Raw genomic sequence first — 11,551 nt, forward strand, 5'->3', positions numbered from 1 at the left:
TGCCCTTTTCTATGATAGAGTATACCACATTTTCGCCCGTTTTACACCGGATTCTTTCGTATAAAATGTTCGATGGTGCCCTCAATCAGCGAAACCTCGCGGGCGGTCAATCCCTCCACGCAGACCACGGCGCGGTTATCCACACCCAAAAGATAATCGGTGGAAACATTGTACAACCGGGCAAGCTCCACCAGCATATCCACGGAGGGCGTTTTTACATTTCCCTCGTATCCGCTGACCGCACTGGCGCTGATATGCAACCGCTCCGCCACCTGTTTTTGCGTCAGCCGCTTGCTTTTTCGCAGTTCTCTGAGCCGTTGCCCCAAATCATACAGTTTGTTTTCGTCCATTCTCATCACCAATTTCGGCCGATCTGGTAAGCCGCTTCACGATTTGCTGTTTTTTTCCTGTTTCATTCCACCGGAAGCGTATCTATATCGGTTATTATGTGGTTGGGTTCGCTTTTCATTTGTATTGTAAACCACTTTGATTCACCGCCGGGCGAAAATATCAACAAAAAATACACCACTGGTGCTTTTTGAGGAAGAAGGCCGCCGAATGGAAAACAATAACATTCACCTGTGCCGAAACCTCCGGACCCTGCGCCGGTACCACCGCCTTTCCCAAAGGGCCGTGGCCGCATTCCTGGAGGTCGACCGCTCTACCTATTCCTATTACGAACGGGGCTCTTCGGAACCTCCTTTGAAAAAGCTGGCCCAGCTGGCCGAACTCTTCGGCGTATCGTTGGACACGCTGGTCTTTGGCGGTCTTTCCGATCTTTTTTCCACGCCTGCACCAACCCCTAATATAGATTGCATAACAGCAGACAAGCCCCCGGCGGAATAATCCGCCGGGGGCTTGTCTGTGCCGTTCCCGAAACGTTTGGCCCAAATCGTATGCGTTGTCTCTTGCCCATCCATATATAAAAGGCGGCGGCTCATCAACAGGCGACATTCCTATCTATCTGCGCGCTGCTTGCCGGTACTGACGCAGGTTATTCATCCTTCATTCCCAAAGCTTTTTTCACATGGTCCAGAGAGTTTGCAAAAGCCAGCAGTGCGGCAACCTCATCATCCGGCATCTTTTTTAACTTTTTCATAAATTGAATTTTAGCTGTTGACAACGGAGGAGTCAAATTTTTTTCCCCTTCCCCGGTCATAACCCACTGTGCGGAAAAACCATAGGTTTCTTCAATGAGCTTGGCTAACGTATCTGAAATGCTTGTCTTTTTCCCATTTACCAATTGATTAATGTAGTTGGCGCTAACACCCAATGCGGTTGCAAACTCTACTTGTTTTATATTGCGTTCAGACAGGATTGTTTTAATCCGTTCTCCTAAAGTCATCATCCATCACCTCAATTTTATAAAAACAGTGTACCACACAAATAAAACTTAATCAAATAAACATGTGCTTTATATTTTACTAAGTTATACATCCGGGTCACACTGGCAAAACTCATTGAAAAGCTGGTTTTTCTGGCCGAGCTTTTCGGGGTAACGCTGGATGCGCTGATTCTGGGCGCCCCTATGAGCTGCTGTTTTCCCTGCCTAAGCCAACCCCTAATATATAGATGCTGCACCAAAAGAACGCCCGGCGGAATGATCCGCCGGGCGTTCTTTTGGTGCAGTTATTGCCTATGTACACTGCGCAATTTTTTGCCTGATTTCCAAAATCAATTTTTGCACGGTTGTACAGGGACACATTTCAGACGGTTTTTCCACACCGTCCCGCTTGTATCCCTGTAGCTTCTCTTCCGCGATTCGGATTGCTGTATCCTCGTCTCCATAACGTTTCAGCTTATTGTAAATCTGTCTATCCGATTTTTTGTATTTCTGCCCTGTTTTTGTTTCAAACGTATTAGCAAATCCTTTGCAGCAGGCAACAGAATCCTGATATGCAGGCATCTTTCCAAAGTAAGCGTCAAACCAAATTTCAATACAGGGATTTGACCAGGCTACGCTTATACCATTTCGTTCCGCTTCCGCAATAATATCATCAAAACCCACTACCCGGTCGCGATCAAATACAATCCAAACTCGACTATATGGAATTTCAAGCAATGCCTGATCCAAGGATTGCTTTATAAGTTCATTGGTTTTTGTCTCCAATACTTTTATAACCAAACGCTTCTGTACAGCTTCCGGAAACGAATCCCTGAATCCATAAATATAGTTTTTCTCGGTTTCTTCCGTATCCGTAATGATGCTGTAGTATCCCATATCCGGTTTGCGTTTTGTAAAGCTTTCCCTTCTTTTACGGTTTCCCGTTCTGTCCGTCTTTGCCATTACGCTTCCTCCTTAAACATGTCAAAACACTTCAAGGTGGGAATCGCCCCATATTTTCCCAGCAGATAATTTTTTTCGTAGCTTTCGTCCTTTCGAATCTTTGTTCCATCTTCGTCCATAAAATCGGCCAGAGAATACAGAGAAGAAACTCCATTGGCCGCTTTTTCTGTAAACCAAATTTCATCCCTGCGAAGCAAATGATTTGAAAGCTGCCATGCGTCATGCGTTGTAAAAATCAGTTGTGCATGTTTCGTATTGATTTTCGTATTCAAAAACATAAGGAGAATATTCCTGACCAGCAGTGGATGCAACCGTGCATTCAATTCATCCACCCATAATGTGCTTCCCAATTCTAAAGCATCCAGTAACATTGGATAAAGCGTAAACATTTTTAAAGTTCCATCCGACTCTTCCTCTAACGGAAGTCTTACGACTTCATCGGAATCAATCATCCGATGCAATGTACTAACATCAACCTGTTCCATATCTGTATTTTCATCTTGCACTTCTACATGAAACCCAAGGATAGAAGAATCAAACATCGAGAGATAATCAGCCACATTCTCCTGAACATTTTTATCATGGATAAAGCCCCCTGGAACAAATCTTGATAAAAATACATTTTCAATGGGATCACCAAAATTGGTGACGGTATTATCATAAAACCAATTTCTAACCATCTTCAATTTTGCGATCTTCAATTTCGCACCAAGCGACACAATCAATGCTTCTTTTTCCAGTGCAACACGGATATTGTCTTGACTTGCTGCTGGAAGGCCGCACAGATCTAATTCGTCACCGCTACGGTAAAAAAATTTTTTGAAATCACGCGCCGTTTTCGCTTTTGTATTGAGCCATTCTTCCACAACGCCGTTCTGATTCAGGGTAAATCCATAATTATACGATTTACCTCCGCGATCTTCCGGCTCAATAAAATACACTTCAAACGACGATTCTTTATTCCTGCTGTCCTTATCAAATAAAAACGGAGTTTTCTTTAGTTTTTTTTCTTTTGTCCTTTTGTTTTCTACTTCACCGCCGTAATTGAAAGAATCTAAAACATATGTCATCATAAATCGAAAGGCTTCAATCACATTTGACTTACCGCTTGCATTCGCACCATAAATCGCCGCGACCGGCAATAACTTTTCCTTTCCAACTTGTATCACACGACTGGCATGCTCTGTTATCTTAGTAGCAGACAGGTCTAATATCGCGTCATCTTTAAATGATTTAAAATTTTTAAACCGAAATTGTATTAACATCGTTCTTTCCCCCTTTCCTATATTATAAGCACTAATTTAAAGGCTATTGCCTATTTGAGAAAATTTCTCAAATAAAAGTGTATTTTTATTTAAATCTTTCGTTTTGCAAGCTTCTATTCCGAATTATACACTGAAATATCCTGTTTTACAGCGCTCATTTTTTACTTCTCATCAAGAACGCCCGGCGGGATAACCCGCCGGGCGTTCTGTATCTGTCCTCTAACAAGAGCTTATATTTATGATTCAGTATGCCGCTGTCTTTACATCCCCGGGAACGGGTCCTTTCTGTCGCGGCCTTCCGTGGTCTTGTGCTTCACTGGGCTTCCGCCCGCGCCGTCCCGACCGGAGGTCCTCAGAGTTCGTTGATGAATTCGGAGTTGTCAAGCATGTTGCGGCAGAAGTAGAACACGCCCGCGGACGCAATCAGGTTCCAGACCACCGCCGGCAGGACCAGCAGGATTGCGGGCGCCACGTCGAGGAACAGCACCAGCAGGACAATGGAAACCACCACGCCCGGCAGGATCAGCAGGATCAGGAACAGCATGTAGAGCATCATGATCAAGCCGCGGTTCGCGGACTTGCCAATCACCCTCTCCGCCAATACGTCGCCTGCAATGTATACCGCGCCCATACTGGCATAGAGAAGGAATCCCAGCAGCGCCGTCCATGGATTTGCTTTCAGGTATACACACATCACTGTAAATAAGATCGCGCCGTCCACCACCGGCTTGAGCAGCGTCGTCATCGCCGCCCAGATCAGCTTGGCAAACGGGCTTTCCGGTACCAGATACAGGTACGGCTTGAGCAGTTCGCGCGACCAGGCCCCCGCCATGTTGAAAAAGAACAGCAGGTAAGTGCTGAACAGTGTGACGATCAGCAGCATCATACCCGTGGGCAGGACTTCGCCGTCGGCCTGCCACGCGCGCCCCAAAAAGAAGGTCAGGCCAAGATTGATTGCCACCATGAGCGCCGTGGTGGAATCCACAAACACCAGCCTGCTTCTGCGGCGCGCCTCGCACAGATGGCGGTAAAAGAACGCGTTCGCGCCCCATCCCCGGTTCAGGCCCGTCACTGTCACCTTCAGCTTCTTGTTTTTTCCGGGCACGTTGACCATGCCGGCGTTGCCCTGCTTCTTGATGGCGTCCTTCTGCGCCTGCGTCTGTTCCGTCGATTGCAGCACGTCCTCATAGTAATCCACTTTGCCGCGCACAAACACAACGATGCACAGGATTGCCGCCAACAGTGTCAGGGCGGCATACAGCAGCATCTTGCCCGTGTCGCCGTCGATATAGCCGAAGCACGCCGCCTTGATCCAGCCCACCAGCGGCAGGTATTCCAGCTTGGGGGAGGAAACGCCCGCCAGCAGAGCTTCCAGCGTGGACCCGCCCGCCGTGAAATCCAACGCGACGATGCCCACCACGGCTGCAACATAGAGATACAAAATCCCCTTCGCGGTGCGGATCCGCCCGGGATGCCCGTTGGTCACGTTGTAGAGCAAGAGCGAGAGCATCTGCACCACAAACAGCGCCGCAGCCGACCCGATCACCAGCGCCAGCGTGTCCGTCCACACGATGCCGAAGGTCTGCGCCAGCATCGCGCCGTAGAACAGAAAGAAAAAGACCATCAGCAACGTGCGGCCCATCTGCTTGACCAGCCCGTACGCCAGAATTTTGCGCGGCGAAAGCGGAGCGACAAACAGCAGGTTGACGTCCGCCATGCCGAAAAAGGTGGTCCCCTTTTGCAGCGCGTTCAGAACCAATACGCCCATGAAAAACAGCAGGATGCCGAAATACGCTCCGTGCAGAATGCGGATGTCCGCAAAGGTTTCGCCCAGCTCCGGCGTGGGGGCAAACGCGACGTTAATCAGTGAGAAACCCAGCAGTGCAACCAGAAAGAGGTACATTATCAGCTTTGCCGGATGGCGGAACAGCGCCAGAATCCGGTTTTTGCAGTCCTTGCGGACCATATACAGGATCGCACTCATAGCGCGCCTCCGTCCTGCCCGCCTTCCGTAATGGAGAAGAAGAGCTGCTCCAGGTCCTCGTCGCTCGCCTCAATTTCCCTGCGGGTGCGCACAGCGGCGATGCGGCCCTTCATCATAATCAGCGCCTTGTCCCAGAATTCCTCCACGCTGTCCAGCATGTGCGTGCTGACCAGGATCGCGCAGCCCTCGGCCCGCAGATCCTGCAGCATCTGTTTCAGCTCCTTGATCGCGTGCGGGTCCAGGCCCACCAGCGGTTCGTCCAGCATGAGCACCTTTGGCCGGGGCAGCAGCGCGCAGCAGATGCTTACCTTCTGCTGCATGCCCTTGCTCAGCTCGCTGCCCAGCTTTTTTTGTTTATCATCCAGCTCCATCCGAACCAGCAGCTCGTCGGCGCGTTTTTCCCAATCTTCCACCTTGTACGCCCGCGCGATGAACTCCAGATGCTCGCGCACCGTCAGCGCCTCATACAGGGAGGGCATCTCCGGGATATAGCCGAAGCAACGCTTTGCCTCTTTACTTTTATTCGGGTGGCCGCAGATCTGAATATTTCCCTGGAAACGCAGCAGCCCCGCGATGCATTTGATGGCGGTCGACTTGCCCGCGCCGTTGGGACCGAGTAAAATGGCAATCTCGCCCGGTTCGACGGTAAAATTCAGGTGATCGTTCGCCACCAGATTGTGATACACTTTTGAAAGATCCGTTACTTGCAGCATGGTTTTCCCTCCCACTCACAGATGTCCATGGGCCGCCCGGTACGCGTTCCAGCGTCACGGGCGGCTTTCGTTTTCCTTTTCGATTAATACGCGCCCGCCATAATCATTCCGTTGACCAGCGCAACCACACCGATGACCATCAGCACAATTGCGGCGGCAAAGGCCACGATGCCCCAGATCAGCAGAAGCTTCGCATTGTGCGCCTGCCGCGGCGCAAGCGGGCTGTAGAACGGCGCGCTGTACGGGTTCTCCGACCGGCACTGCGGGCAGAACGGCTCCGCGATGCGGTGCGTGAACCCGCACTTCGCACAGGTCATCAGGCGGTTTGCCGCATTGTTGCGCAGGCAGAGATAGACGATGCCGGGAATCCACCCCAGAATCCCCACCAGCAGCGCCCACATTACAGGGTCGCTGTTGCCGCGCGCCTTCGCGTCGTTGTAGGTGGCAAACGCCAACAGGATCTGTGACGCCACGGACAGCAGGCAGGCGAAAATCATGGTCATGATAAACGTCATCGTCTGCGCAATGATCATTTCTTCCGCTGGACCGTAGTAATTCATAACTACCCCTCACTTTGTACTAGTATGTTAATACAATAATACGTGCTGCGCGCCGTTTTGTCAAGAAGAAAACAATGGATTTTGTGAAAAAAAGGACAAGCATGGAAAAGCCCGGCGGAAACGTGCGCTTCCGCCGGGCTTTTTCCTTTTTTATATCGCCGCATAAACTCCCATTTTTCAGGTAATACAGCGGTTTTCTATAATGGGATACAGGCTTTCTATGCTGCTGGTTCGGATTCTCATATCATAGGGCTTCAACAGAAAAAAGTGCGCATATATTCCATTGTCGTCCAGATTCAACAGGACGCCTCCTGTGTCGTCTTTCCGGAGATAAACCCGCGCGTGATTTACATGGAATTTCTCAAATTGATACCGCCCTGTCTTCACCAGCTGCTTTTGAATCGACGATTTAATGGAAAACGCCTGATTCCGAACCACAATGGGATAAACGTCAGAATCTGCTCTTTCATACTGCGACAGGTCAATCTGAAAGGCATCCGCAATTTGTTTTTGCTCTTTTTCGATCTCCAGTATGCCGTTCCATTTTTCATCCATACGATTCCCACCAGGATAAACACAACCAATATCTACAACTTGTAAATCATTTTCCGCTGAAAAGTCCAGCCAGATCAAGGACAGCGCACCATTTTGAATATTGTTATCGTTTTGGCAGCAAAATATCCCCGTCGTAATGGGCTCCTGAGTATCGCTGTCCACCGCGAGGAAAAAAGCGTTTTCCACATACTCCCGCGTCTGCCAGCTTTCACGATACTGTAACAGTAAATCTCTGTATGTTGTTTCCGCCTGCTCACACCGTTTATACGTTTCCGTGTTTAAGGGCAAGTCGCGGAACGGCCGATATGCATCAAAAACGGAGCCTTTTACACAAAGCGTCAGCATCTGCTTCAACTCCGCCAGCTTCTGCGGCGTCGTCTCCGCCGCCTGCGCCTGCGACAACAGATTGGCGCTCAACGTCCGCGCCGTCGCCGGATTCAAGCCGCTTGTGAGGGCCAGCATTCCTGCCAGTACACAGCAAAGCAAAACAATTCCTCTCCGTCTCGGTTCCACTCTTATAATATTTTGGAACCGACGGATGATTTCCTTTGTATTTCCGGAAAACCGGGTGGACAGCGCCGGGCCTTTTCGCTGCCCCGCAAGCACATGCAGCAGGACGTTCCCATACTGCCTGCGGTATGATTTGTCTTTCCCCCGCAGCACGGTGTCATCGCAGGCGCTTTCCAGATCAAAATCCGCCTTTTTCGCCAGGATGTGTGCCAGCGGGTTGAACCAATGGACGCTCCGCACCAACAAAAACAGCCACTTTACGAGGAGGTCGCGCCGCTTGCAGTGCGCCAGTTCATGCCGCATGATGATCGCAAGCTGTTCCAGGGTAAAATCCAACCGCGGCAAGACCAGGCAGCTGTGAAACAGGCCCAGCAACATGGGGCTGTCGGCTTTTTCACATACCAGCAATTGAATCGGACGGGTTACCCGCATTTCGGCCTTAACCTGCTCCAATTGGGAACGCATATCCCCATCCAATACCGCTTCCCCGTTCTTCCGGAGAAACCGCGCCTGCAGGAGATACAGCAGCAAATGCACCAGCAAGAAACCAAGAGCGACCGCCGCCCAGACAACGGCAAGAATCTCCAGCACGGTGATATGCTCATACAGGCGTTCCACCGGCGCCTGAAAGAAAGCGGCAGGTTCCATTGCGGCGGGCGCCGCGGAAACGGTTCCCACCGCGCTATCTGCCGGCGCTGCTGCGGAAATCGACGCGTTTACCGCCTGCTGCGCATGAATTGCACTGTATTCTGATATGGAGAAGGAAAATGTCGCCGGTATCAGCAGGCGGACGCCGCAGATGGTCCAGATCCAGCATTTTGCCTGTGCCGAAATCCGTTTAGAAAGAAATCTGTCCGCCGCAAATAACAGCAAAAGCAACAAAGACATTTGCAATGAGACGTCCAGCACGCCGATCAAAACATTTTCCAGCATTATTTTTCCTCCTCCCGATCCAAAAGCGCCCGAATTTCCCGCAACTCCTCTCCACTCAGGGGTTGGGACTGCACCAAAGCGGCAATCAAAGATTTCGATGAATTGCGGTACAGCTTCTCCACAAAGGAAGCTGTCTCCTGGGCGCGGTAGTCCGCCTCCGCGACGAGCGGCGCGTAGTAATTCATCCTGCCCAGCTTTTCGCAGCGGAGAAAGCCTTTTTTGACCAACCGGCTTAAAAACACCTGTACCGCCTGCAGCTTCCAGTCGTACTGCGGCGCGAGCCGGCGAACAATTTCTCCGGTGTCCAATGCCTCTTCGGCGTTCCAGATGACCAGCATGACGTCTAATTCAGATTCCGACAGTTTTTTCAATTGTTTCACCTCACACAACAAAACGTCTGTTATACATACATTTGTATGTATAACAGACTATACGGCACTTTCCGCAGTTTGTCAAGCAACAGTCTTTGAATAAGGAAAAAGCCCGCGCCGGATCGGCACAGGCTTCCTTTATTTGTTGACCAACTCCACCAGCTTCCGGATGCAGTCCTCCTTCTGGTTACCATACAGCCGTTCCAGGGCGGCGCTGTCGCGCACCAGAGTCATAACAGCATTTGGAATCGAATTCCCGTTTTCCTTTTGATATGCAAGCATATAGTTCCAGATTTCTTTGACAGAACCCAGCTGTTTCGCCTGTTCGAGTACGGTTTGCAGGCTGTCTTCCCTGGTTTTCTCCTGAAACAGGCCCTTTTCCCTGCCACAGCGCTCACATACCGCCGCGGAATAATCGTTCTCTTTGCCGCACAGGCAGGTCCAGGTGTTAACGCCCACGACATACCCACTGACGACGTCCTGCCCATACTGGATGCGGAGTTCCTGCAAACGGGCGCCGTCCAGCGAAATATCTTTGTCCTCTTTTTTGCAGGAATAAACCAGCCCATTCCGCACATATTTCCGCACGCTCACCACCGCGGATGCAAACTGCCCTAGCACGCCATAGGGAAAGTCCAGCTTACAGGCCTCCGTATAACAGACGCCCGCCGTATTCTTTATCTCAAGAAACGGCACCTGCTTGAATAGAATCGTTTCCCCAAAGATATTTACAAAATAAAGATGTACGCTCAGCGCCGTGATTTTACTGTTTTTAATCGGCGCAAATAAAAGCTGCACCGCACCGTCAGCACGAACCCGGACTTTGAGCATTTGAAACGGCAGCTCCGGGTTATAATTGGTAACCGGAAGTGTATAAAGAATCTCCGGAGGCGCCTCCGGGTCCTGCCGCAGTTGTTCTGCCTTGACCGCCGTGCCATTCGCAACCACAAAGGTCATGTCCTCGCGAAAATTGGAATATTGAACGTTCATGCCGATCACAGCGTTCGCGCCCATCTGCGCGGCCTCTTCCTCCATTCGTCCGATCGCGGCCTTTGTCGCGCCGGTCAGATCGCCTTCTGTCAACAGGATTTCTCCGGTGCAGCAGCCCAGGTATTCGACGATATTGTATCCTTTTAAGTCAAAACCCGGCGTCAGCATAATAGACCCCATATTTTCTTCCCCTTTTCCATGTGCGGCCGGCAACGGCCGTTTGCTTATTTTAACGTTGTATTTTATCTGTTTTTATTGGGATTTCCGCAGGTTTTTCTTTTATATATGTACCGCAGCAGATCAAGAAGCGCCGTTACGACCGCCAAAACGCCCAAGGCCATTTTCATAGTGCGGTTTGGGATATAAAGCGCAATCAGCAGGAGAATGGATGGAAGATACAAATAATAGAGGCAGGCACGGTTCCAGAACTTGCGGAGTTTTTCCTTCCCTTTCACTGCAAAACCTCCCTTTCATCACGGCTTCATCCTTCCAACTCTATTGTCTTTCTTTTGCACCAAATTGTCAACGCCTGTCCAATAATATTCACCCTGTAATGAACAAAAGCTCAAGACTAAGAGGAAAACCGTCGTTGTACGTTTTCCCATGGTCCTATGCTTTTGCCCATATGATCGTTTAAGGCTTTTTAAAGCCCCCCGGGTCGTCGTTGCCTTCCTCCTTCGTCATTTTTTTGTCCATTATATAGATCCTGGCAACATCGTACAGAAACACGAGACCCGCCGCAATCATGATAAAATAGTGTGCCGCTCCGGTAAGCAGGTAGGCAAGAATCAAAATCAGTGGAAGAAAGGAAACAAAGGAATAACCGGACTTTTGCATTTCTCTTCCGTATTTTCTGCGAATCCTGAAGCTCTGGCAGCAGGAAAGCCCAAATGCAAGCAGTATCAGAATGTACCAAATGACAGAACCGACCGGAAAACTGAAGGAAATCAGGATCAGAAAGGGACCGATGCTTACAGTAAACGGGTTCTCATAATAGGAATCACCTAACACTTGATAGAAAGTTCTTATACGGCTCATGAAGCAATCCTCCCAAATAAAGGGCATCCGGGATTTTATATATTTCTTTTCTATAAGTATCCTTAGCGAGATACATTGGAATCGACTTTTTCGAATCAAATTTACAGTATCATAAGATTTCACTTATGATCTATGTCTGTCAATATTATTCACGTTCAAGCTAAATCATAGAATTTTTGATCCCGCACCTTGCTAAAATTTTAGAGTCAGGACCCCCGGCAAAGCCGGGGGCTTGGGAAAGCCCTAGAAGGGCATGATACAGACAACGCCCCTGAAGGGGCCACGAATGGGTCGGCCAACTGCATTGCTGACTCATGGCGGGCCCCTAAAGGGGCATTACTTTTT

Annotated in this window: 13 protein-coding genes; 1 reads left to right on the forward strand and 12 read right to left on the reverse strand. The window is 49.8% G+C overall.

All coding sequences use genetic code 11. From position 1 onward, the window contains the following. Positions 1-41: 41 nt before the first annotated feature. The gene (locus tag I4V53_RS07290) at positions 42-350 is read right to left on the reverse strand and encodes a helix-turn-helix domain-containing protein (protein WP_195984991.1); all 309 of its coding nucleotides are present in this window, start codon (positions 348-350) and stop codon (positions 42-44) included. A gap of 208 nt (positions 351-558) precedes the next feature. Here I4V53_RS07290 and I4V53_RS07295 point away from each other — a divergent pair, with 208 nt between their 5' ends. Next, on the forward strand, positions 559-846 hold the full coding sequence (locus I4V53_RS07295) for a helix-turn-helix domain-containing protein (RefSeq protein ID WP_195984993.1): 288 nt from the start codon (positions 559-561) through the stop codon (positions 844-846). 148 nt (positions 847-994) lie between these two features. Here the strand turns inward: I4V53_RS07295 and I4V53_RS07300 are convergent, their stop codons facing one another. The 11 genes from I4V53_RS07300 to I4V53_RS07350 all read right to left on the reverse strand — a co-directional run bounded on the left by I4V53_RS07300 (position 995) and on the right by I4V53_RS07350 (position 11,206). After that, on the reverse strand, positions 995-1,348 hold the full coding sequence (locus tag I4V53_RS07300; protein ID WP_286167064.1) for a helix-turn-helix domain-containing protein: 354 nt from the start codon (positions 1,346-1,348) through the stop codon (positions 995-997). 288 nt (positions 1,349-1,636) lie between these two features. Then, complete coding sequence (locus tag I4V53_RS07305; protein WP_195984995.1) at positions 1,637-2,287, reverse strand: RloB family protein; 651 nt, start codon at positions 2,285-2,287, stop codon at positions 1,637-1,639. Further along, positions 2,287-3,552: an AAA family ATPase gene (locus I4V53_RS07310; protein WP_195984997.1), complete on the reverse strand. Its 1,266-nt coding sequence runs from the start codon at positions 3,550-3,552 to the stop codon at positions 2,287-2,289. The genes I4V53_RS07305 and I4V53_RS07310 overlap by 1 nt, the downstream gene beginning before the upstream one ends. A gap of 352 nt (positions 3,553-3,904) precedes the next feature. Then, positions 3,905-5,536, reverse strand: coding sequence for a putative ABC exporter domain-containing protein (locus I4V53_RS07315; RefSeq protein WP_195984999.1), 1,632 nt, complete (start codon positions 5,534-5,536; stop codon positions 3,905-3,907). Next, the gene (locus I4V53_RS07320; protein ID WP_195985001.1) at positions 5,533-6,249 is read right to left on the reverse strand and encodes an ABC transporter ATP-binding protein; all 717 of its coding nucleotides are present in this window, start codon (positions 6,247-6,249) and stop codon (positions 5,533-5,535) included. Before I4V53_RS07320 ends, I4V53_RS07315 begins: the two co-directional genes overlap by 4 nt. A gap of 83 nt (positions 6,250-6,332) precedes the next feature. Continuing rightward, a complete protein-coding gene (locus tag I4V53_RS07325; RefSeq protein WP_195985003.1) occupies positions 6,333-6,809 on the reverse strand; it encodes a hypothetical protein in 477 nt (158 codons plus the stop codon). 177 nt (positions 6,810-6,986) lie between these two features. Beyond that, positions 6,987-8,807 carry a M56 family metallopeptidase gene (locus tag I4V53_RS07330; RefSeq protein ID WP_195985005.1) on the reverse strand — a complete coding sequence of 607 codons (1,821 nt, stop codon included), beginning with the start codon at positions 8,805-8,807 and terminating at the stop codon, positions 6,987-6,989. Then, positions 8,807-9,178: a BlaI/MecI/CopY family transcriptional regulator gene (locus tag I4V53_RS07335; protein WP_195985007.1), complete on the reverse strand. Its 372-nt coding sequence runs from the start codon at positions 9,176-9,178 to the stop codon at positions 8,807-8,809. The genes I4V53_RS07330 and I4V53_RS07335 overlap by 1 nt, the downstream gene beginning before the upstream one ends. Before the next feature lie 138 nt (positions 9,179-9,316). After that, positions 9,317-10,348 (reverse strand): heavy metal-binding domain-containing protein, encoded by a 1,032-nt coding sequence (locus tag I4V53_RS07340; protein WP_195985009.1) that lies wholly within the window; start codon positions 10,346-10,348, stop codon positions 9,317-9,319. 62 nt (positions 10,349-10,410) lie between these two features. Beyond that, a complete protein-coding gene (locus tag I4V53_RS07345) occupies positions 10,411-10,623 on the reverse strand; it encodes a hypothetical protein (RefSeq protein ID WP_195985011.1) in 213 nt (70 codons plus the stop codon). A gap of 178 nt (positions 10,624-10,801) precedes the next feature. Next, the gene (locus I4V53_RS07350) at positions 10,802-11,206 is read right to left on the reverse strand and encodes a hypothetical protein (RefSeq protein WP_195985012.1); all 405 of its coding nucleotides are present in this window, start codon (positions 11,204-11,206) and stop codon (positions 10,802-10,804) included. Between the last annotated feature and the right edge of the window lie 345 nt (positions 11,207-11,551).

The sequence above is a fragment of the Clostridium sp. D33t1_170424_F3 genome (assembly GCF_015667585.1).
Classification (GTDB): Bacteria; Bacillota; Clostridia; order Oscillospirales; family Acutalibacteraceae; genus Anaeromassilibacillus.